The 22,472-nt window shown below is 25.3% G+C and carries 20 protein-coding genes; 14 read left to right on the forward strand and 6 right to left on the reverse strand.

What is annotated here, in order from left to right:
* Positions 1-15: 15 nt before the first annotated feature.
* Positions 16-1,311, reverse strand: a complete 1,296-nt coding sequence (gene serS, locus ACZ5EC_RS12855; protein WP_464302884.1) for a serine--tRNA ligase — start codon at positions 1,309-1,311, stop codon at positions 16-18.
* Between the two features lie 307 nt (positions 1,312-1,618).
* Here serS and add point away from each other — a divergent pair, with 307 nt between their 5' ends.
* The 10 genes from add to ACZ5EC_RS12905 all read left to right on the forward strand — a co-directional run bounded on the left by add (position 1,619) and on the right by ACZ5EC_RS12905 (position 13,219).
* Positions 1,619-2,683 (forward strand): adenosine deaminase, encoded by a 1,065-nt coding sequence (gene add / locus ACZ5EC_RS12860; RefSeq protein ID WP_464302885.1) that lies wholly within the window; start codon positions 1,619-1,621, stop codon positions 2,681-2,683.
* A gap of 126 nt (positions 2,684-2,809) precedes the next feature.
* The gene (locus ACZ5EC_RS12865; protein ID WP_464302886.1) at positions 2,810-4,873 is read left to right on the forward strand and encodes a FapA family protein; all 2,064 of its coding nucleotides are present in this window, start codon (positions 2,810-2,812) and stop codon (positions 4,871-4,873) included.
* A complete protein-coding gene (locus ACZ5EC_RS12870) occupies positions 4,803-7,145 on the forward strand; it encodes a DEAD/DEAH box helicase (RefSeq protein WP_464302887.1) in 2,343 nt (780 codons plus the stop codon). The genes ACZ5EC_RS12865 and ACZ5EC_RS12870 overlap by 71 nt, the downstream gene beginning before the upstream one ends.
* Positions 7,146-7,208: 63 nt before the next feature.
* Positions 7,209-7,979, forward strand: coding sequence for a tRNA lysidine(34) synthetase (locus ACZ5EC_RS12875; protein ID WP_464302888.1), 771 nt, complete (start codon positions 7,209-7,211; stop codon positions 7,977-7,979).
* A gap of 108 nt (positions 7,980-8,087) precedes the next feature.
* Positions 8,088-8,903 carry an SDR family NAD(P)-dependent oxidoreductase gene (locus ACZ5EC_RS12880; protein WP_464302889.1) on the forward strand — a complete coding sequence of 272 codons (816 nt, stop codon included), beginning with the start codon at positions 8,088-8,090 and terminating at the stop codon, positions 8,901-8,903.
* Between the two features lie 35 nt (positions 8,904-8,938).
* Positions 8,939-9,745, forward strand: coding sequence for a hypothetical protein (locus tag ACZ5EC_RS12885; RefSeq protein ID WP_464302890.1), 807 nt, complete (start codon positions 8,939-8,941; stop codon positions 9,743-9,745).
* On the forward strand, positions 9,738-10,223 hold the full coding sequence (locus ACZ5EC_RS12890) for a hypothetical protein (RefSeq protein WP_464302891.1): 486 nt from the start codon (positions 9,738-9,740) through the stop codon (positions 10,221-10,223). The genes ACZ5EC_RS12885 and ACZ5EC_RS12890 overlap by 8 nt, the downstream gene beginning before the upstream one ends.
* A gap of 90 nt (positions 10,224-10,313) precedes the next feature.
* Positions 10,314-11,435, forward strand: a complete 1,122-nt coding sequence (locus ACZ5EC_RS12895) for an ROK family protein (protein WP_464302892.1) — start codon at positions 10,314-10,316, stop codon at positions 11,433-11,435.
* Positions 11,436-11,467: 32 nt separating this feature from the next.
* Positions 11,468-11,905, forward strand: a complete 438-nt coding sequence (locus ACZ5EC_RS12900; protein WP_464302893.1) for a chromate resistance protein ChrB domain-containing protein — start codon at positions 11,468-11,470, stop codon at positions 11,903-11,905.
* 105 nt (positions 11,906-12,010) lie between these two features.
* The gene (locus ACZ5EC_RS12905; protein ID WP_464302894.1) at positions 12,011-13,219 is read left to right on the forward strand and encodes an MFS transporter; all 1,209 of its coding nucleotides are present in this window, start codon (positions 12,011-12,013) and stop codon (positions 13,217-13,219) included.
* 25 nt (positions 13,220-13,244) lie between these two features.
* On the opposite strand, the gene ACZ5EC_RS12910 is transcribed toward ACZ5EC_RS12905, so the two are convergent.
* On the reverse strand, positions 13,245-13,463 hold the full coding sequence (locus tag ACZ5EC_RS12910; RefSeq protein ID WP_464302895.1) for a hypothetical protein: 219 nt from the start codon (positions 13,461-13,463) through the stop codon (positions 13,245-13,247).
* Positions 13,464-13,508: 45 nt separating this feature from the next.
* Complete coding sequence (locus ACZ5EC_RS12915; RefSeq protein ID WP_464302896.1) at positions 13,509-13,682, reverse strand: hypothetical protein; 174 nt, start codon at positions 13,680-13,682, stop codon at positions 13,509-13,511.
* Positions 13,683-13,730: 48 nt separating this feature from the next.
* On the opposite strand from ACZ5EC_RS12915, the gene ACZ5EC_RS12920 reads away from it, so the two are divergent.
* On the forward strand, positions 13,731-13,868 hold the full coding sequence (locus tag ACZ5EC_RS12920) for a hypothetical protein (RefSeq protein ID WP_464302897.1): 138 nt from the start codon (positions 13,731-13,733) through the stop codon (positions 13,866-13,868).
* A gap of 222 nt (positions 13,869-14,090) precedes the next feature.
* On the opposite strand, the gene ACZ5EC_RS12925 is transcribed toward ACZ5EC_RS12920, so the two are convergent.
* The 3 genes from ACZ5EC_RS12925 to ACZ5EC_RS12935 form a co-directional block, all read right to left on the reverse strand.
* The gene (locus tag ACZ5EC_RS12925; RefSeq protein ID WP_464302898.1) at positions 14,091-15,806 is read right to left on the reverse strand and encodes an ABC transporter ATP-binding protein; all 1,716 of its coding nucleotides are present in this window, start codon (positions 15,804-15,806) and stop codon (positions 14,091-14,093) included.
* 164 nt (positions 15,807-15,970) lie between these two features.
* Positions 15,971-17,281 (reverse strand): metallopeptidase TldD-related protein, encoded by a 1,311-nt coding sequence (locus ACZ5EC_RS12930; protein WP_464302899.1) that lies wholly within the window; start codon positions 17,279-17,281, stop codon positions 15,971-15,973.
* A gap of 84 nt (positions 17,282-17,365) precedes the next feature.
* A complete protein-coding gene (locus tag ACZ5EC_RS12935; protein ID WP_464302900.1) occupies positions 17,366-18,754 on the reverse strand; it encodes a TldD/PmbA family protein in 1,389 nt (462 codons plus the stop codon).
* 751 nt (positions 18,755-19,505) lie between these two features.
* Here ACZ5EC_RS12935 and ACZ5EC_RS12940 point away from each other — a divergent pair.
* The 3 genes from ACZ5EC_RS12940 to ACZ5EC_RS12950 all read left to right on the forward strand — a co-directional run bounded on the left by ACZ5EC_RS12940 (position 19,506) and on the right by ACZ5EC_RS12950 (position 22,358).
* Positions 19,506-20,579 (forward strand): IS110 family RNA-guided transposase, encoded by a 1,074-nt coding sequence (locus ACZ5EC_RS12940; RefSeq protein ID WP_464301763.1) that lies wholly within the window; start codon positions 19,506-19,508, stop codon positions 20,577-20,579.
* A 61-nt stretch (positions 20,580-20,640) separates the two neighbouring features.
* Positions 20,641-21,207, forward strand: a complete 567-nt coding sequence (locus tag ACZ5EC_RS12945) for a transposase (RefSeq protein WP_464302901.1) — start codon at positions 20,641-20,643, stop codon at positions 21,205-21,207.
* An 83-nt stretch (positions 21,208-21,290) separates the two neighbouring features.
* Positions 21,291-22,358 (forward strand): dipeptidase, encoded by a 1,068-nt coding sequence (locus ACZ5EC_RS12950; protein WP_464302902.1) that lies wholly within the window; start codon positions 21,291-21,293, stop codon positions 22,356-22,358.
* The last annotated feature ends 114 nt before the right edge of the window (positions 22,359-22,472 follow it).

Here is a 22,472-nt window from a genome sequence, read left to right on the forward strand (position 1 = left end):
ATCTTTTTCTTTAATTTAATTTATTTTATTTTGTTTTTTTTCTTTTCTTTTAATATATTTTATACCGTTCATATATGGAATCAAAACTTCAGGTATTTTTATAGAACCATCTTCCTGCTGGTATAATTCTAAAATAGGTATTAATATTCTAGGGGATGCAATTGCTGTATTGTTTAAAGTATAAGGATAATATGATTTCCCATTTTTGGTTTTTACTTTTATATTTGACCTTCTTGCTTGGAAATCAAAAAAAGATGAGCAGGAATGAGTTTCTCCATAAGAATTTCTTGAAGGCATCCATACTTCTATATCATGTTTTAAAACCTGCCCCATCCCAATATCACCAGTACAAACTTTTACAACCCTAAAAGGAAGTCCAAGGGATTTTACAATTTCTTTTGAATTTTCTAGAAGGAATTTATGCAATTTCATTGATTCTTCTTTTGAGTTTTTACATATAACAACCTGTTCTATTTTATCAAATTGATGAATTCTATATAATCCTTTTGTATCTTTTCCATATGTTCCAGCTTCTCTTCTAAAACATGCAGATTGGCCTGCATATAATAAAGGTAAAGAATCTTCCTCTAAAGTTTCGTTGCTGTGATATGAAACTAGAGAAACTTCAGAAGTTCCAATTAAAAATAAATTGTCTTTTTCAATTTCATATGCTTGCTCTTTACCATAAGGGAAATATCCAGTTCCAACCATAGCTTCTTCTCTAACAAGATAAGGAGGTAACATTGGAGAAAATCCTTTTGAATAAAGAAAATCCATTGTATATTTTAAAAGAGCATTGTGCAACAATACTCCTTCATTTTTTAAAAAATATGTTCTTGTCCCTGCAATTTTTGAAGCTCTTTTAAAATCAAGAATATCAAGCTCAATTCCAAGTGTTATATGATCTTTAAATTTGAATGAAAACTCTGGTATTTTACCCCATTTTTCTACTTCAACATTATCACTATCATCTTTTCCAACAGGTACCTCTTCTAATGCAGGGTTTGGAACCATTAAAAGTAATTCATTGAATTCTTTTTCAATGTTTTTTAATTCTGAAGAAAGCTTTAATTCATCTTCCTTTACTTTTTTCATCTGCGAGATTAATTTAGCCTTTTCTTCATTACTTTTTTTAGGGATCTCTTTAGAAATTCTATTTTTAATGGCTTTTAGATTTTCTAAATCTTTTAAAATCGATTTTCTTTTTTTATTTAGTTCTAACAATTTATCAATATCTAAATTAAAATTTTTATCTTTAGCCCCTTTTTTAACAAGTTCGATGTTATTTTCTATAAATTTAATATCAAGCACAACTTTCTCCTTATTTTATAATGAATATTTAGTAAAATATCATAATTTTCTACTAGTAAGCTTCTTATAATTAATAAATAATATTTTTAGTGAATTTATTCTGAAAATAATAGTTGTCAATTTTTTTTTACAAATTAATATATATAGTAGAGAAATTAAAAATAATTTTTCTAAGTAAATCAACCGAAAAATAAAAAAATACTATAGTGGCAAATAAGAAAATTAATCAAAATTATATTTTTTATAAATTTGTTAATTATTGACTGATTAGAATTATCTTTTAAATTATTTTAATCAAAGGAGAATTATGATTGATAATAAATTATTAGACAAAAATATTATAAAGCATTTTCCAAAGGTTGAATTACACAGGCATCTTGAAGGAACAATGCCTGTAAAGAAACTCTTTGAACTTTCTTTAAAAAACAATTTAGACCTACCAAAAGATTTTGAAGAATTTAAAAAAGAGATTCAATTTCCTAAAGATTCTGATTCAGATTTTTTGCTTTTTTTATCAAAATTTAAAAATGATTGGTATGGAAGTCTTGAAGATGTTGCTGATGTAACTTACGAATCAGTTAAAGACCTTAAAAATGATGGTATATTTTATATAGAATTAAGATTTTCACCTGAGCACTATGCACTACAAAATGATTTTAACAGAAGTGAAGTTACAAAATTGATTGTTGAATATGGAAATAAAGCAGCTAAAGACATTTCCATTAATGTTAAATATTTAATTACATTTAATAGAGCTAAACAAAATCAGGATGAAATGCTGGAATTATATAATCAAATAAAAAAATTAGATTTAAAAGATATTGTTGGGATTGATCTTGCAGGTGATGAAACAAACTTTCCTCCAAAACTTTTTTCACGATTTTTTTCTGAAGTTTATCATGATGGAATTTATAAATCTACTATTCATGCAGGTGAGGTTTCACCTTCCTCTCAGATCTGGGAATCAATTTTTTATCTATATGCAAATAGAATAGGGCATGGTGTTTCAACAATAAAAGATAGAGAACTGCAATATTTTTTAAAGGATAATCAGATCTATCTTGAACAATGTATTACTTCAAATTTTCAAACAGGTGCATGGACAGATGAGGAGCATCACCCCTTTGGGAGACTTTTCAAAATGGGTGTTCCTGTGACTTTAAATTCTGATGACCCAATTATTCAGGGGACTGATTTAACTGATGATTATATAAAAGCTATAAAGTATTTTAATTTATCTTTAGATGAACTTATAAAGCTTAATTTGCAATCTATAAAAGCTGCTTTTTTATCTGATAAAGAGAAAAAAGAACTTGAGGTTAAATATTTAAAAGAAGTTGAAAAATTTAAAAAAAAATATGGGTTTGAATAGACAATTCATTAATTTAAATTAAATCAAGAATAACTTTTTTTTGCAATTCTTTAATAAATCTATTATAATTGTTTCAAAATAATTAACAATCAAGATTATATAAAAAAATATATTTAAGCAAAATGTATGAAATTTTTTTTTAAGTCTGGTTTAGACATACAACAAATTTTTTCTTATTTTAGTGAAAAGCAATTAGATGATTATAATCTTCAAAAAGTTTCTGCTAATTTTGTTTTTGAAAATGATCCTATAATAAAAATTGAGAAAAAAAAAGATACTTCAATAATAACTGTAAAAGGTGAAGATTTTAATAAATGGTTTGATGGTGATCTATATTATGACCAGGAGGATATGGTATTTAGAGCTTCTAAAAGTGGTTTTTTATATAGAAACTCTGATTTAATCAAAATTTTTGATCCTTTTTTTGTTACTAAAGATAATATGGAAGCTTATTTAATTTTTCCAGATATAAAAGATGAGATTAAATCTAAAATTCAGGATAAAACATTTAAATATTTTTTCAAAGAAAGATATGTTGAAACAAAAACTGTATTTCTGGATTTAGAACAATCATTTAAAAATTCAAAATACGATGAAGTATATAATAATCAGAAAGAACAGGATATACAAAAAAAAGATGATTTTGAAATAAACGAAAATTTAGAGATAAAATTTAATAATTTCATAAAAACTCAATATGAATTAATAAAACAAAAAAATTTTTACAATTTTAAAGATGTTTTTTTTAAGAATATTATAAATGATAAATCTTATTTTAATAAATATAAACCAGGTTTTTATTTAATAGCAATTGGGAAACTTCCTAAAAATGGTAGATGTGAAAAGATTATTCCATTAATAGAAGATAAGGTCATTCCTGGAAAACTTGATTCAAAGAATAGAATAAATTTTTTTGAAAGAGATTTTTTAAAAAGTGTTAGAAAAGGGGATGCTTTAGCAAAAATTTTACCTGAAATTAAGTCAGAAGATGGATATGATGTTTATGGAAATATTATTCCTGCTTCTTATGATAACAAACCATTTTTTCTTCCTGGAGATAATGTTGAGAGAAACAATAATTTGCTTATTTCTAAAATTGATGGGGTTATATCTTTTAAAAAAAATACTATAAATGTTTTTGATTTATATAAAATTGATGGTGATGTTTCAGTTTATACTGGAAATATCCATTGTAATTCTTCATTAATAGTAACAGGAAGTGTACTTGAAAATATTACTTTAGAAGTTAATGGTGATCTTATAGTATATGGAAATATTTCACATCCTAACTCTTTGATTGTTAAAGGAAATCTAATATGTAAAGGAGGAATAATAGGAGATAGAAACAAAAAATATATTGTTGAATCCTCTTTATATGCAAATTTTGTTGAAAATGCATATATAGAAGTAAAAGGAAATATTTGTATTGATAAAGAGATTGTTCGTTCCAGATTATTTGCTGGTAAAAATATTATTGCAACTTTTAGTAACGGTGTAGTAATTGGCTCAGAATTACATTTTGGAGGACATTTCCTGTTAAAATTTGCAGGAACTTCTCATGGAGCAGGTAATAACTCATTTTTAGGACATTCCTTTTTAGCTGAAAGAAATCTTAAATTTTTAGAGTCGGAATATGAAAAATATACTTACTTAGAAAAAAATTATAGTAAATTAAAAGAATCTAAACTCACTAATAATATTAAAAATATTAAAAAAGATTATAATAAAAAAAATCTAAATTTGGTTAATGGAGGAATTAATATAGATAATATTAAAGATAATATAAATTTTGATAATCTTACTTTTGAAAATATAAAATTGAAAAGAAAAATATTATATAAATTGCTTAAACGTTCAAAGGATAAATTATACAATATATTTTCAAAAATTGTTGTAATGAATATGGCTTATGCTGGAAATAAAATAATTGGAAAAAGAGGTAAAGAGATTATAGAGAATTCTATATCAAATCCAATAATATTTTACAATGAAGACTATAAAATTGTTTTTTCCAAGATTTCTAGTAAGAATATTATAAATCTAAAAAACGAATTAGAACGATTTTATAAATTGAAAAATTTTGAAAATAATATAGACCAAAAAAAAGTAGAGATAAAAGATGCAAAAAAATCAGCTTCAAAAAATGATAAAAACATTACCTTCAAAGATAAGTGGGGTTCTTTCAGATGAAAAGATTTCTAAATTTATTACTAACTTAATAGTTTCTGATGAGATACCACCTTCTTTTACCCATTTTCCTGAGTCGATTGATAAAAGTTTAGTTGATGTTTATAAAAAACAGGGAATAGAAAAACTTTATTCCCATCAAACCAAAGCTTATGAATATCTTCAAAATGGGAAGAATATTGTTGTAACTACACCAACAGCATCAGGAAAATCATTATGTTATAATCTATATGTTGTTGATAAGATTTTAAAAGCAAAGAAAAATAAAAAACAGGAAAAAGCAATCTACATATTTCCAACAAAAGCTCTTTCAGAAGATCAGAAAGTTGGAGTTTTAAAATTATCAAAAGAATTAAATAATAAGTTTAATGTTTATAAATATGATGGTGATACTCCCCAATCAATCAGACAGGCTATTAAAGTTAAGGGTGATATTATTCTTACTAATCCTGATATGCTGCATACAGGAATTTTACCAAACCATACCAAATGGGTTAAATTTTTTTTGAATTTAAAATATGTTGTTATTGATGAGGTACATATTTATAAGGGGGTTTTTGGGTCACATTTTGCATTGGTAATTGAGAGGTTAAAAAGGATAGCAAGATTTTATAACACCAACTTGCAATTTATCTTACTTTCAGCAACTATTTCCAATGCAAAGGAACATGCAGAGTCAATAATTGGGGATCATGTAGAATTAATTGAAAAAAGTGGTGCTCCCAAATATAAAAAAAATTATGTTTTTTATAATCCTCCATTTATAAAAGAAGCAAATGTCAGAAGAGGGCTTGTACTTGAAACTATTAAAATTGCTAAAAAAATGGTAAAAGAGGATTTACAGGTTATTAATTTTATGCCTTCAAGGTTGTATGTTGAGTTAGTTTATTCACAACTTGTTAAGAAGAACGAAGAATATAAAAATAAAATTGTTTCTTATAGAGGAGGTTACCTCCCAAATGAAAGGAGAGAGATAGAAAAAAAGTTAAAAAATAAAGAAGTAAATTTTGTAGTTTCAACCAATGCTTTAGAACTCGGAATAGACATTGGAACTTTTGAAGTTGCAATTTTGGCTGGATTTCCTGGTTCAATCTCAGCTTTTTTCCAGAGAGCTGGTAGAGCGGGAAGAAAAGGGGAATCCATAGTTTTTTTTATAGCTTCCAATTCACCCATTGATCAATATTTGGTGACGAATCCAGAATATTTTTTTATGAATAATCCTGAAAGTGCATTTATCAATCCATACAATGTTTTTATTTTTATGTCTCATCTTAAATGTTCCCTTTTTGAGATTCCATTTTCTAAAGGGGAAAAATTTTATAGGATAAATGTTGATAATTTTTTAGAAAAATTTGTTAACAATAAAGTAGCAGCTTTCAATAATGGAAAATATTATTATTCTGATACCTCTTATCCTGCAGAAAATATTTCATTAAGAACAGCAACAAATGAGATCTTTGTTATTGTAAATACTACTTATGGGAAAAATGAGATAGTTGGATATATGGATAGATACTCTGCTTTTACTATGCTTTATCCTCATGCTATTTATCTGCATAGAGGAAATATATATACTGTTAAAAAATTGGATTTAAAAACATCTAAAGCCTATATTAATGAAACTTCAGCTAATTACTATACAGATTCTCTGGTTAAAACTGATATTAAAGTTTTAGCTCAAAAAGAGACAAAAGAAAAAGATAAAATATTTATGCAAATTGCAGATGTACTTGTAAGGAGCACTGTTACTAAATTTAAAAAATTAAAATTTTTTACAAATGAAAATATAGGGTGGGGAGATGTTAATCTTCCCCCCATTGAAATGCACAGTGAAGCTTTATTTGTCGGTTTTTATATTGATAAACTTGATAATTCAAAATTTATTCAAATAGAACTTGATAACTCAGAAAACCAAAATAGTAAAGAAAAAGCAACATTTAGTGATTATCTTGCTGAGATAATTAGCTCAATAAGTTATATGTCAAAATCTATATTACCATTATTTTTGTATTGTGACAGAGGTGATATTGGAGTAGCTGATACATTAAAATCTGAATACTATGAAATGCCTGGATTTTTTATCTATGATAAAATACCTGGAGGTATTAATTTAGCAAAAGAAGCTTCAAATTTTTTTCCTGATATTTTTAGGGATTTTGTAAATAGAATTAAAAGTTGTAGTTGTAAAAATGGATGTCCTTCATGTATAGGGACAGGTTACCAAGTAATAAATAAAAAAGATGTTCTTAATTTTTTAAGTAATTTTATTGATTAAGTTATATAAATATTTTAAGAGTATAAACTAAAACAATTAAATTAAAAAAAAGAAAAGGGTTATATGAAACAGGATAAATATAAAGTTGAAATAATTAAAAAAATGGGAAGAGCAATTTTAGATTACAATATGATCGAAGAAAACGAAAAAATACTTGTTGCTGTATCTGGGGGAAAAGATTCAGTATCTCTTATTGATCTTCTATATGAAAATTTAAAAATAAGAGTATTACCTATAAAATATAGTCTATATGTATTTCATCTTTCTATTGTACCAAATCAAGATTGGGAAATATTAAGAAATTATTGTGAAGAAAGAAATATCCCTTTTTATCATAAAGATAGCAATTTAATTGAATTTATTGCTAAACAGAAAAAAAATCCATGCTATTTATGTTCACAAATAAGAAGAAAATGGCTTTTTGAAGTTGCTAATAATTTAAAAATTAAAAAGATAGCATTGGGGCATACTTTAGATGATATTGTAACTACTTCATTAATGAATATATTTTATCATAGAAGTTTAGCTTCAGAAGTACCAAATCTTGAAATATTAAATGGAAAATTTACAATTATTAGACCATTAGCTTATATTGAAGAAAAAGTATTAGTTAATTATTCCAAAAAATATAGATTACCTGTTTTTAAATCACATTGCACAATTGGAGATAATAAAAGAAGAAAATATGTTCAAAATCTTATTGAGAATCTATCAAAAGAGATTCCAAATCTTAAAAATAATATTTTTGCAAGTTTTAGAAATCCCTCATATAACTTTTTTCTAGATAGGGATTTTAATCCTGTTGATCATAAAGGGAAAAAATATAGACCATAAAAATATTGTATTATTTATTTTTAAGTTGAAAGAAATTAATAAACAAACAAAAAATGTATATAATAAATAAACAATAAATGTACAAAAAAATAATGTAAAGGATTTTATATGAAAGATAAAAAAGTTATCTTTATCACTGGAGTTTCTTCTGGAATTGGAAAAGCCTGTGCAAAAATATTAACAAAAGATGGATATATTGTTTATGGAACATCTAGAAAAGTTACTGACCCTATAGAGGTTGATGGGTACACAGTTTTAAAAATGGATGTTACAGATCCTAATTCTATTAATAGTGCTATTTCCCATGTTCAAAATAAAGAGGGTAAAATTGATGTTTTAATAAATAATGCTGGCATTGTATATTCAGGTCCATTAGTTATGCATTCTCTTTATGAATTAAAATCACAATTTGATGTTAATTTTTTTGGCATGGTAAATATGGTTAATAAAATATTTCCAATAATGAAAAAAAATGGCTCCGGGTTGATAATAAATATTAGTTCAATAGGAGGAGTAATGGGATTGCCTTTTCAAGGTGCATATAGTGCCTCAAAATTTGCAATTGAAGGGTATTCAGAAAGTTTAAGACTTGAATTGAATAAATTTAATATAAAAGTAGTTGTTATAAGACCAGGTGATGTGAAAACTTCTGTTGTTCAAAATAGAATAAAATATGAAAAGATTCAGGAAGACACTTTATTTAAACAACAATATTTGAAAACTTTAAAAATAATTGAATATGAAGAATCAAATGGGTTAGATCCTGAAATTATTGCAAAAACAATTTTAAAAATAATTAAAAACAAAAATCCTAAATCATATTATATTGTAGCAAATTTTATTCAAAAATTATCAGTTACTGCTAAAAGAATTCTACCTCCTCTTATATTTGATAAAATAATATCAAAATATTATAGATTGTAATTTTATCAATTTATTTTATAAATAATGGAAATTATATGAAAAATTTATGGTATATATTTAACGATTGGAACTATATAGATAAAAATGGTCTTATAAAAGATAATTGGATTATTTTTGATCAGTGGATACAATTATTAAAATCTACTTTTAATCAAAAATTAAGTGTTTTGAAAAAATTGAGAGATATATGGAATAACAAACTATCACAATTTGGGGGGAATCCATTTAATTATAATTGGAATAATTTTAGGCCATTAAGATTATCAAGAGAAGAAGATTGGTCTGACTGGTTAATTTATTTATTAACAGAATCAAAAAGTGGTTATTTCCCTTATAATTTGTTAAAACTATATAATTTTAAAAAAGAAGATTTTATGTTTCCTATAAATTATAAAAGAGAGGTATTTTTTGAAGGATATAGATCAGATATAATTATTCAATGGAAACATGATATTTTTACTCATATTGATGTAAAAATAGGAGATCCAAATTTAGATAAAACTTTCACAACTGCAGCAAAAATGTATGACCATTTTTCAGGAAAAGAACATAAATGGTATGACTTCATTCTTCTTTTAGATAATCAAGTTGAAAACTGGTTATCAATTAGTAAAAGAAAGAATAAAAAAATAAAATATATTACATGGAAAAATATAGACATATCGTTAAGAAAAAGCATAATTTATTCTAAAGAAAGCATTGTATGGAAAGTATGGGCTTATTCTTTTATAGGTGCAATTGAGGAAAAATTATTTAATTTAAAAAGAGAATATAAAATAAGTGATCTATTTGAATTAGATAATGAAATTTATATTCTTATGGAGGGATTAAAAAATGAATGATGAATTAACTAAATTTCTAGAAGAAGGAATGAAAAAATATAAAGAAGCATCAAGATTAATGTTTTTGTTTGGTAATATCATTGAAAAAATTTTGCAAGAAATACTTGAAAAAAGAAAAAATTGGGGAATCTTTGTACCTCAAAAGACCAAAAAAACAAGAAGTACAAGATATTGGAGTGAATATCCTTTATTAAATGCTGAAATTTATGGCACTATAAATAGTAAAAAATGTTTAATAAGAATAGAAATTAATTGGTATGAATCAGATACAGAATATCCTTTTTATACTGTTTGTTTTAGAGATTCTGATTCTTTAGATAATTTTATATTAAATAAAATTATTAATTACCAATCTGAAAATCTTTTTGGTGTTTATAAAGAATTAGGATTGAAAATGTATCCAGATCCTAATAATTTTGATTTGTTTCGAGACTTTAATTTACTAATAGATGAATTTGTTAAGATAATTTCTCAATAATAGTTTTGTTAAAATAATTGATTTATATTAAATTGATATTATTTTAAAAGAAATTATTTTATTGATTTATTTGTAAAAGGGGTAAATTATATGTATTCAATTGGTGTTGATATTGGTGGGACTTTTGTAAAAATGGGAGCTGTTGATGAGAATTATGATGTAAAGGTTTTTTTTAAAATCAAAGTTTATGAAGATGATACACCCCAAATATTATCCATGTTAATTGTTTTTTTTGAGTTTGTTGTTAATTATATAAATAATAATTATGAAAATATTTTAAATAAAAATGAAAATGAAATTATTAATAACATTGTTAATAATTTTTATGAAAATAGAGGGTATTTAAAACTTAAAAATGGGTTTAAAACTGTAAAGTATGACAATATTTATAATAGACTTTTAGAAAGTTATTTAAAAATCAATGGAAAGCTTGAAGGAGAATTACAGGTGATTGGTATAGCTACTCCAGGTTTCCCTGATAACAAAGAGAAAAAAATTGTAGGAGGGGCACCAAATTTAAAAAATCTTGTTTTGGGAAATTTTAAAGATCATCTCCCATATAAAATACATATAATTAATGATGCTAATGCTCAAGGTTTTTATTTTAATACTATAGGGGAGGGTAAAAAATATAAAAATTTTGTTGTATTGGGATTGGGAACAGGAATAGGCGGATCAATAATTATTAATAATGAAGTTTATGAAGGGAAAAATGGATGGGCTGCTGAACTTGGACATATAGCAATTAATTTTGATACTAATAAAGTATGTAATTGTGGAAGTATTGGTGGATGTTCCGAAATGTATGGATCAGTTAGAAGCCTTATTAAAAACAGTGAATTAGAAAACATTACTGGTGAAGAATTATGGGATGAATATTTAAATTATCTAAATGAAGATAAAAAGGTTAGAGGTTTTTCTATTATAAAAAATGTTGATAAAAAAGAGCATATAAAAAAAGTTGTAGAAAACTGGTTAAAAAGCCTGGGTGCTTTATCTGGTTCTTTGATAAATATTTTCAATCCAGAAGCAATTATTTATTCAGGAGGTATAATAGGGAATAGACCTGAAATTGTTGAATATATAAAAAATATTTCATCAAAATTTTCTTTTAACAATCTTTATATGGAAGTAAAGTTTATTGCTGCTAAAAATACTAACTATTCTGGTATTATTGGTGCAATTTTATTTGCTCAAAAAAATGAAAAATAAAAATAAAAAAAATAAAAAATAAGGAGAAATTTATGAAATGGATTACAAGATCAAAAGTACATGTTGATAGAGTTGCATGTCCATGGCTTATTAAAAGATTTGTTGATACAAAAGCTGAGTTCATCTTTGTAACAAGAGAGTTGGTACATGAGATTGCCGAGAAAGAGGGAGCAATCCCTTTTGATACAAATGATGTAGAACTTGGGCATAAAAATGGTCATTGTACATTTGTTACAATAATGGAAAAATATGGATTGACAAAAGATCCAGCATTAAATGCACTTGCAGAGGTTGTTAATGCAGCAGATACAGGAAAGATGGATGAGAATCCATATGCAAGAGGATTAGAAGCAATTGCTGTTGGTTTTGGTTTGAGGTTTCCTGATGATTATGAAAATATTGGAAATCAATTTGCTGTTTATGATGCTTTATATAATTATTTTAAATTAAAAACAAATGCTAAAAGATAAAATTTAATAATACACTAAAAAAAATAAATATAAATAAGAAAATACAAATAAGAAAGTATAAATAAAAAGATATAAATAAAAAGAATATAAATAAAAGAATATAAAATGAAAAATATAAGAAATAACCCTTCTGAAAATGTTTTTACAAATTCAAGTATTATTTCAATGGTTGTATTGGTTATATTTATAGGATTTGGAGAAAAAATGGCTGAAAGGTTTCTCCCCCTTTATATTATTGCATTAGGGGGAGGGGCTATAGCTGTTGCTTTATTAAATTCACTTGATAACCTTTTAAGCGCATTATATTCCTATCCTGGAGGATATATAGCTGATAAATTTGGGCATAAAAAAGCACTGATAATTTTTACCATAATTGCTCTTATAGGATATCTAATTGTTATCTTTATTCCAATCTGGCAAGCTGTTATAATAGGTGCATTTTTCTTTATTTCCTGGACCGCAATAACACTACCTGCTGTAATGAGTTTAGTGTCAAAAACAGTTTCAAAAAAGAAAAGAGTTACAGGGGTAACAATTCATTCATTTGTTAGAAGGATTCCAATGGCATTAGGTCCTATTGCAGGTGGTTTTTTAATTAAGATTTATGGTAAGATAAATGGTGTAAAAATAGCTTTTATAATAGCATCTATTTTAGCTGTATTTTCAATTATTTTTGTTTATTATTTTATGCCAGATGTTGAAATTAAAAAGAAAAAGTCTTTAAAATTTCAGGATACTGTTAGAAACATTAAAGGTTCATTATTAACTCTTTTAATTTCAGATATTTTAATAAGATTTGCAGAACAAATACCTTATGCATTTGTTGTAGTGTGGGTTGTGAATATTAATAAGTTTTCTGCTTTGCAATTCGGGTTTTTAACGACAATTGAAATGGTTACAGCTATGTTTATTTATCTTCCTGTAGCATATTTTGCAGATAAAGGGAGAAAGAAACCATTTGTTGTTACAACTTTTATCTTTTTTTCATTATTCCCTTTGATTTTAATTTTTTCAAGGTCATTTGAAATGCTTATTATTGCTTTTATTATTCGTGGAATGAAAGAATTTGGAGAACCTACAAGAAAAGCATTGATTTTAGATTTGGCACCTGAAGATTTAAAAGCTGGCACATTTGGAGTATATTATCTAATAAGAGATATAGTTGTTTCAATTGCTGCATTTTCAGCTGCGTTTTTATGGAAAATTTCACCTATTGTAAATTTTTTAGTTGCATTTGGCTTTGGAGTTATAGGGACAATATTCTTTGCAATTTTTGGAAAAGAAGATGAAAAAAAACATATTTATCAAAATTAAGGGAAAACATAGATTATAAACTTATTTAGTCTTTTTTAGCAAGTTTATTTTCAACAAATTTTAAATAAACAATTATTGAAATTCCAACAATCATAAATAAGATTGATAATTTCCATACACTTAAAATACCATATAAATCAATTATTTTTCCCATTATTAGTGGGCCTAAAGCAAATCCAGAATTTGCAACAATATCAATTACTGAAGAGAATCTTGATCTATGTGAAATTGGAGCATGTTTCATTACAAAAACAGAAAAGTTTGTAACTTCGAGTATTTCTCCTATTGATCATAAAATAGTTGAAATTAGAAAAGGGTAAAATGATTTATAAAATACCATTGCTCCAAAACCAATAAGATAGAAAAAACCTGCTATAATTATATTATCAATAGGTTTTAATTTGTCAGTTAAACCTGTAACAATAACGGTAAAAAATATAACTGTAAAAGCATTTACAGACATTATAATTCCAAAATAAGAAGGTCCTTTTTCACCAAAAAGCCATGTAAGATGCAGTGGAATATAAGAGCAATAATTAATCCTGAAATAGATTTATTTAATCCTAAAATTTTTGTTAAAAATAAAGTTAGAAAAGGGAAAACAAAGTTTCCTGAAGCAGTAATTATACCAGCAATAAATAGTATATAAATATTAAAAGGTAAATTAAGATATTTTTTTAAACTATTAAATTTCATGAATATATTCTATAAAATTTCTATTCATTAAATTTTGTAAAATGAGTATTTTCATTTTTTTATATATTATATTTATATATTTCAAGTCCTATGATATAAAATTTATTATAAAAAATTATTAATAATTAAAATAAAATTATATTTTAAATTGTATTAATTAAAAAAGTAATTTTATTTAAATTAAATTTTTCATATAAAGATTATAGTAAATCCCTTTAGAATCTATTAAACTTTTGTGATTACCTGTTTCAACAATTGTTCTTTTTTGTACAACAAATATTTTATCAACATTTTTTACTGTTGACAATCTGTGTGCAATAATAATTGTAGTTCTATTTTTTGATAGTTTAAGCATTGCTTGCTGAATTAAACTTTCTGATTCTGTATCAAGGGATGAAGTTGCTTCATCAAAAATCAAAATTTTAGGATTTTTTAAAAATACACGGGCTATTGAAATCCTCTGTTTTTGGCCACCAGATAATTTAACTCCTCTTTCACCCACATATGAATCAAATTTATCAGGTAAAGTATTAATAAAATCAAGAATATTAGCCATTTTTGCAGCTTCTATCATCTCATTTTCAGTTGAGTCGGGATTTCCATACATTATATTTTCTCTAATAGTACCATCAAAAAGAAATACATTTTGCTGGACAATTCCAATGTTTTTTCTTAAAAAGTTTTGCTTTAAATGATTTATATAGTGATTATCTATATAAATATTTCCTTTTTGAGGTTCATAAAACCTTGGTATTAAAGAGACTATAGTTGATTTTCCAGCACCAGATTCTCCAACAAAAGCAACTTTTTCCTCAGGATAAATTTCAAAATTAAGGTTTTTCAAAATCCATTCTGTTGAAGTTGAATATTTAAACCATACATTTTCAAATTTAATTGAGCCCTGTATTGACTTTAATGAATAGGAATTTTTTTTATCTTTTATATCTGGTTCGATATCCATTATTTCAATAAACCTTTCAAATGCTGCAGCTCCCTGTTGAAACTGTTCTATAAAATTTATTAACCTATCAATAGGTGGAAGAATAATTCCAATATACAAAATAAATGATAGAAGATCTGATACATCAATAACTTTATTATAAATAAGATAAATTCCACCAGCAATAACTGTCCAGTAATAGAAATCTCTTAAAAAATTCATTCCTGTAAAGAAAAAGGCCATTATTGTATACATTTTTTCTTTTGCAAGTTTAAAAAGGTTGTTAACATTGTGAAATTTATCAATTTCAAGTTGTTCATTTGTATATGCTTTAACTTCCCTTATTCCCTGTACAGAATTTTCAACTGAACTATTTATATCTGCTATTTTTTTTCTTACATTTCTAAAACCCTGACGCATTTTTCCTCCATAGAGAATTCCCCATAAAACCATAAGAGGTAATGGGATTAATGAAACAAGGGCTAAAGATTTGTTGAAAATAAACATAAAAATAAAAGCTCCAATTATAACAAAAATGGAAATTAACAAATCTTCTGGAGCATGGTGAGCAACTTCTGCTATTTGATTTAAGTCATTTGAAATACGAGACATTATATGACCAGTTTTTGTGTTATCAAAATAGGTAAATGAAAGTTTCTGTATATGTCTGAAAATATCTTCTCGCATATCATATTCCATTCTCACACCTAAAATATGACCCCATTTTACTCTGATAAAATTTAGTAAAGCTTTAAACATATAAATAATTATCATTATGCTTAAAAGGGTAAAAATCATGTTTAAATTTTTTTGTGGGATGTAAGTTTTAAGCAGCATTCTTGTTAAAAATGGGAAAAAGATAGCCAATATAGAAGCTAACATTGCAGCGGTCATATCAAGTATAAATAATGGTAAATGTGGTTTGTAATATTTAATAAATCGTTTTAGCATATTTTTCCCTGAAATGTTATTTGAAATTTATTATTTAAAATCTATTATCTTAAAGAGATGTTTATTATGTTAAAGATCTTAATTTTAACTTTTCTAGGGTAATTTAATTTCATCAATTTTATTTTAAAAAGTTATGTTCATTAAAGTTAATTGTATTAAGAGTTTTAATTTCCAGCAACATCAACATTAAATACTTTAATCCCTTTTGGTCCTGAATATGAACCTTTTTTTATAGTTTCTTTTGAAAAAAGGATATTTTTAAAAACTTCTTGGATGGATCCTGTTACTGATCCACCTTTTACTGGATAGAATTTTCCATTTTTATAAAAATATCCACTTCTAATTTCTCCAGAGAATGCGCCTGTCATACTGTTTGGAGAGAAGGTACTAAATCTAGTTAGATAAAATGTATTTTCTTGCATTTTCAAGTCGTTTAATGAGGTATTACCATTTTTTACAACAATATTTGTAATTGGACCTGTATTTTTACAATTGAGATAATAGCTATATCTGGTATCAGAAGCTATATTTTTTAAAACATTTTCTTCAATAAGTGTAAATTTTTTTAAAGGAGTACCAAAGTTATCTGAGATTTTTGTTTTTGTTCCTCCTTTTAAAAAGGGGTCAGAATATAATGATAATTTGTCACCAGTTACATTTTCATCAATTGGTTTCCCTATTTTAAAAATTGATGCTTTGTTATAAAAACTTTGTGCTGATGAATGAAAAAGATGAAAATCAAAAAAGTTAACTAAAGCATCACCTGAAAAAACAACATCAAATTTTCCAGATTCAGGAAGTTTTGCAATTTGATTATCAAGAGTATATTTAATGTATTGTTCAATAGTCTCTTCAAGGTTTAAGTTTTCAATAAACTTTTCACGTGTTAGATAATGTGTTTCAACTTCTAAATTATTTCCACCTAAAAGCACAAATTCAAGTAGTATATCTGTATCATTAAAAGAATATTCATTTTTGTTTGAATCAATATATATTTTTTGGTTATTGCTTACAAATATTTCATTTGCAGAAAGTTTAATTTTATTTTCTTTTGAAACAATATTTTCTATAGTTTGCCTGATTTTGTTAATTGCATCATCAGGGTTACTGTATATCAAAGCATCCTGATTGTTAATAATATTGTAATTATATGTTTTTGAAGGAATTTCAAAAAATTTATTTTTTACAAATTGTCCTGCAAAATTTGCATTTTCTACAATTGTTTTTATTTGTCCTAAATCATAATTAAAAGGGATTGTAAAAGATGTTTCTCCAATAAATTTTTCCCCTTTTTCATTTATAAGTTTATAGATGTTTATGTTAAAATTGGTATTTTCAACAAATCTATAAGACTCAGTATCATTAAAAATAAAATATTTTTCATTCCTTTTTGTAGCTTTTGCATTAATTGTCCAGAAAATAATTTCTTTTTTACTATTTAGTACATTAATAATCTCTTTTATTTTATTATGCATAATAATCTCCTGATTTTTTTTAACAATTAAAATAAATAAAAAATTGTTTATAATTTTTCCTATTTTATTTAATCAAAATTATAATTAAGCTAATCGAGCTGTTAACCTCAAATAGGGGCCACCATCAGTTACTTTTACCCATTCCTTATACCCTTTTCCACAAAATCCTAGTCCATCAATTTCAAAATCATTGGAAACAGCATCTATACTTTTTAATAGGTCAGGAACATATCCAGTTACAATAACTGGAGAAAAAATATTTTCAGTTAATTTCCCATCCTTAATTTCTCTAGCTAATAATGCTTCAAGTTGAATTCCCCAACCCTTTGGATCTTCCATTCCATTTGTAGGAAAATCAACTAAAAAACCATATTCAATCTCTTTTAACATATTATCCAAATTGGAATTTCCTTTCTCAAAATAAGTATTTGTCATTCTTGCATAAGCTTTATGAGAATAACTTTCTCTTCTTCCATTTGGTGTTCTTTTAAATTTGAGTTTTGTAGCTGAATAAAGGTCTGTTAATCCAGAAACTAAAATCCCATCTTTTATTATTTGTGTTAGTTTTGAAAGACATCCCTCATTATCAAAAAAGAAACTTGCTGCAGCACCTTCAAGAGCAGGAGAGTCAAACATGTTTACCAGTGGAGATGCAACTTGTTTTCCAAGATATTCTTCCCCTTTAGACCTTTTTTTCAAAAACATATCTGTTTCTGTACCATGACCAAAAGCTTCATGAGCAAACATTCCAGACATAGCAGGAGAAAAAATTGCTTTATATGTTCCTGGTTTTAACCTTGGTGCATTTAGAAATTTAACTCCATTTTTTATATATCTCTCAAGTTTATTTAGATCAAGATTACTATGTTCAAATCCACCAGATTTAGAATGTCCCCCAAATGTATTAACTGTTTTTTCCCCATTTGAAAAGATTATCATATACATAAGATCAAATCTATGTAATTTTTGATATAATGTTTTATTTCTATTAATAAAGAGTTCATTAGTATGTGTTTCATCCAGTATTGAATAAACAGCAACAATATTTTTATTTTTATTTTCAATAACTTCTTTGTTTTCTCTGGCTTTATTTAATTTTTCTTGAATAGAAATTTTTAAAGGGTCAATCATAACATTGTGCTCAAAATCTTTTTCAATTTTTTCACCAGGATCGATATTGATGTTAGTATTTTTAATAACAAGGTTTCGATTTTTTAAAAAATATTTTAAAGCATTGTCAAAACTTTTTTCATTAAGTTTATCCACAGAATATTCTAAAAAGTGGTCACCTGTAAAAGCTGTAAAAGTAACTCCAGTTTCAGGGGTTTTAAATATAATGTTTTCTTCATGTGTTCCTGACATTATTCTTAACCCATTGATTTCAGAAGAAAATGCTGAGGCATAAGGGTAATATTCTTCAATTTTCGAAACATATTTTTTTATTGTTTCTTTTAAATCAATAATTCTTTCCATATCCCTTCCTTTTATTTATTTTGATACTTATTAAATTTAATTTATTATGTAATAATTTATTTTATAATTTAAAAATTAATTAATTTAATTTTATAGTGTTATAATTTTGAGAGTGTTTTTTATTTACTATCATCATTTTTTTTATGTAGTCAATAAAATTATTATTTTTTTTATTTTTTAATTTTATCAATTTGTTATATTTGTTAAGAAAACTTAACTAAAATTAAATTAATCTCAAGAAATTTTAATGTTATTTTTTGAATTTTAAATTTTTAGGATTTTAAAGAAATATTTGTATTACATTATAACTTTTTTGTATTATATATTTTATTGTAAATATTAAATATTGTAATTACAAGAACATATTAAAAATGGATTAAAAAAAGGATTATTTTAAAAAATTTAGTTAAAAAATTAGAAAAATGATTATTTAACAAAATTGAATTAAAAAGTGAAAGTAATGGAAAATTAGAAAACATTAAAATAAAATTTTAGGAGATGTGATAAAAATCAATAGCAGGGGATAAAGAAACTGCTTTCAGGCAACGAAAATAAACCTGAAAGCAGATAGGCTTAGGTTCGACATTTAATTTGGTCAAAAAGACCGTTTAGGAGAATGAAGAGCCTACAGCCGAATCAACATAATAATCGGATTTTAACAATCCAGATTGAATAGGAGAATGGATTATTCTCTGTAATAAATATCGTAAAGAATCTGCTTTCAATTAAAAAAAATAATTGGAGGAGGCAGATGAAACTATCAGTGGGAGTTGATTTACACAAGCATCAAATGACAGTATGTATAAAAAATTTAGAACAAAGGATTGCAGATATTAATTGGAAATTTTCTACAAAAAAAGAAGGATATATGGAATTTGTAAGATTGTTAAAGAAATTATCCCAACCAGAAGAAATTGAAATAGCAGTAGAATCTACAGGAAATACAAGATATTTTAAAAGAGAAATGGAAAATTATGGATTTAAAGTACATGTAGTAAATACCTTAAAGTTTAAAGTAATAAATGAATCAATAAACAAAACAGATAAACATGATGCAAGGACATTAGCAGAATTTTTATCAAAAGATATGATACCAGAAGTAAATTTATGTAAAGAAGATAGTAAAAATTTAAGAGATTTATTAAAGCATAGGTCAGTATTAAAAAAGACCAATGTAAGTTTAAAGAATCAAATACATGGAATAATGTTAGAAATGGGTATAGAAACAAAGAATGGACAGCTTAACACAAAAACAGGAAGGGTAAAAATTATAGAACAAATATCGGACCCAATAAAAAAAAGTATAGTATCAGGGATAATAAAAACAATAAATAGTATAGAAAGTTTAATATCAGAAATAGAGAAAGAGCTTTCAAAGATGACAGAAAAAGATGAAGCAGTAAGAATACTAAGGACAATACCAGGATGTGGATTGATAACTTCAATTACTTTAAGGGCTTACATAGATGACATAAATAAATTTAGTTCATATAAAAAGCTTTCTTCTTATTGTGGATTGGTACCATGGGTACAAAATTCAGCAGACAAGGAAAGATATGGGAATATAACTAAAAGAGGTTCTAGTGAATTAAGAACAGCATTTGTACAGATGACAATGGGTATGATAAGGGTAAAAAGAGAAAGAGAAAACAGATATATGAAATCTTATAGAAATATGAAAAAGATAAAAGGAAGTGGAAAAGCAATAATAGCGACTTCAAGAAAGTTAAGTAAATTGGTATGGACATTATTAAAAAATGGTTGTGAATATGATCCAGGAAAATCAAATGATATATTGTTAGATAAAGATTATTCTGTTGCCTGAAAGCAATGATTTGAGGTTTTACCTCGTTTAGATAAATTAGCAGATTTTTTGATATTTAATATTGATTTTTATAGGAGAACAAATATCGGACCCAATAAAAAAAAGTATAGTATCAGGGATAATAAAAACAATAAATAGTATAGAAAGTTTAATATCAGAAATAGAGAAAGAGCTTTCAAAGATGACAGAAAAAGATGAAGCAGTAAGAATACTAAGGACAATACCAGGATGTGGATTGATAACTTCAATTACTTTAAGGGCTTACATAGATGACATAAATAAATTTAGTTCATATAAAAAGCTTTCTTCTTATTGTGGATTGGTACCATGGGTACAAAATTCAGCAGACAAGGAAAGATATGGGAATATAACTAAAAGAGGTTCTAGTGAATTAAGAACAGCATTTGTACAGATGACAATGGGTATGATAAGGGTAAAAAGAGAAAGAGAAAACAGATATATGAAATCTTATAGAAATATGAAAAAGATAAAAGGAAGTGGAAAAGCAATAATAGCGACTTCAAGAAAGTTAAGTAAATTGGTATGGACATTATTAAAAAATGGTTGTGAATATGATCCAGGAAAATCAAATGATATATTGTTAGATAAAGATTATTCTGTTGCCTGAAAGCAATGATTTGAGGTTTTACCTCGTTTAGATAAATTAGCAGATTTTTTGATATTTAATATTGATTTTTATAGGAGAAAAAAATGAATATTCCTGTTATTGATTTGCATGCAGATACATATATGAAAAAAGTTTTACTTTCAAAATACCCATATTTTAAAGATTTGTATATTAGAAATAATCAAAAAGGTAAAAATGACAAAAATGAATATAAAAGAGTGGATAAGAGTTTTGATATAACTGATAAATATTTGAAAAAGGGTGGTGTAAAGGTTCAAACACAATCACTTTATATAAGTGATATATTTTTACAAACCCCATTACATATATCATTAAACATTCTCCAATTAATAAAAAATGATATTGAAAAATACAATATATTTCAGGTTTTTAATTTTAAAGATATAGAAAGTAATCTTAATAATAATAAAACAGGTATTTTAATCTCTATAGAAGGTTTGGAAGTAATTGAAAATGATCTTGATTTATTAGATGTATTTTATGAACTGGGTGTGAGAATTGTTGCTCCAACCTGGAATAGGGCTTTACCATATTTCTCATCTGTAGAAGAACCATATGGAATACTATCTAAAGGTAAAGATTTAATAAAAAAGATGCAAAATTTAAATTTAATTTTAGATACTTCCCATATGTCAGAAAAAAGTTTTTTTGATGCATCTAAATTTGATATCCCTTTAATTGCGACCCATTCAAATGCCAAAAATGTAAATAAGCATAAAAGAAATCTGTCAGATGATCAAATAAAAGTTTTAGTTGAAAAAGGTGGAGTTATGGGTATAAATTTTAATCCACCTTTTTTAAAACCTGATAAATATGATGAGTTTTTAAAAAGATACAATTTATCATATGATGAAAAAGAGGGAAAAGTAGTTGATAGAAACAAAAAATATCCTGAAGGTTTCTACTGGATATATAATCTGATTGATTATATTGGTAATAAATTTAATCTTGATATTTTAGCCTTTGGTTCAGATTTTGATGGTATTGGAACTCATCCTCAGGGGGTTGAGAATGCTTCTTTTTATCAAGAGTTTGCAGAATTTTTGAGTGAAATGGGATTAGCAACTGATGAAATAGAAAAAATATTTTACAAAAATACTTTAAAGGTTTTAAAAAAAATTTTAGATTAAAAAATTAAATTAAAAAAATAGAAAAAAGGATAAATAAAAAAATACATTTTAACAAATATTAACAATTTACAATAAATATTTGACTTTTTAATTAGAACAAGTATAATTATTTAT

The sequence above is a fragment of the Exilispira thermophila genome (genome assembly GCF_055389015.1).

Bases quoted from the DNA above. Each gene is read 5' to 3' on its own strand.
- add (WP_464302885.1), top strand. From the start codon at position 1,619: ATGATTGATAATAAATTATTAGACAAAAATATTATAAAGCATTTTCCA.
- ACZ5EC_RS12865 (WP_464302886.1), top strand. From the start codon at position 2,810: ATGAAATTTTTTTTTAAGTCTGGTTTAGACATACAACAAATTTTTTCT.
- ACZ5EC_RS12870 (WP_464302887.1), top strand. From the start codon at position 4,803: ATGCAAAAAAATCAGCTTCAAAAAATGATAAAAACATTACCTTCAAAG.
- ACZ5EC_RS12875 (WP_464302888.1), top strand. From the start codon at position 7,209: ATGAAACAGGATAAATATAAAGTTGAAATAATTAAAAAAATGGGAAGA.
- ACZ5EC_RS12880 (WP_464302889.1), top strand. From the start codon at position 8,088: ATGAAAGATAAAAAAGTTATCTTTATCACTGGAGTTTCTTCTGGAATT.
- ACZ5EC_RS12885 (WP_464302890.1), top strand. From the start codon at position 8,939: ATGAAAAATTTATGGTATATATTTAACGATTGGAACTATATAGATAAA.
- ACZ5EC_RS12890 (WP_464302891.1), top strand. From the start codon at position 9,738: ATGAATGATGAATTAACTAAATTTCTAGAAGAAGGAATGAAAAAATAT.
- ACZ5EC_RS12895 (WP_464302892.1), top strand. From the start codon at position 10,314: ATGTATTCAATTGGTGTTGATATTGGTGGGACTTTTGTAAAAATGGGA.
- ACZ5EC_RS12900 (WP_464302893.1), top strand. From the start codon at position 11,468: ATGAAATGGATTACAAGATCAAAAGTACATGTTGATAGAGTTGCATGT.
- ACZ5EC_RS12905 (WP_464302894.1), top strand. From the start codon at position 12,011: ATGAAAAATATAAGAAATAACCCTTCTGAAAATGTTTTTACAAATTCA.
- ACZ5EC_RS12910 (WP_464302895.1), bottom strand. From the start codon at position 13,463: ATGAAACATGCTCCAATTTCACATAGATCAAGATTCTCTTCAGTAATT.
- ACZ5EC_RS12915 (WP_464302896.1), bottom strand. From the start codon at position 13,682: ATGTCTGTAAATGCTTTTACAGTTATATTTTTTACCGTTATTGTTACA.
- ACZ5EC_RS12920 (WP_464302897.1), top strand. From the start codon at position 13,731: ATGCAGTGGAATATAAGAGCAATAATTAATCCTGAAATAGATTTATTT.
- ACZ5EC_RS12925 (WP_464302898.1), bottom strand. From the start codon at position 15,806: ATGCTAAAACGATTTATTAAATATTACAAACCACATTTACCATTATTT.
- ACZ5EC_RS12930 (WP_464302899.1), bottom strand. From the start codon at position 17,281: ATGCATAATAAAATAAAAGAGATTATTAATGTACTAAATAGTAAAAAA.
- ACZ5EC_RS12935 (WP_464302900.1), bottom strand. From the start codon at position 18,754: ATGGAAAGAATTATTGATTTAAAAGAAACAATAAAAAAATATGTTTCG.
- ACZ5EC_RS12940 (WP_464301763.1), top strand. From the start codon at position 19,506: ATGAAACTATCAGTGGGAGTTGATTTACACAAGCATCAAATGACAGTA.
- ACZ5EC_RS12950 (WP_464302902.1), top strand. From the start codon at position 21,291: ATGAATATTCCTGTTATTGATTTGCATGCAGATACATATATGAAAAAA.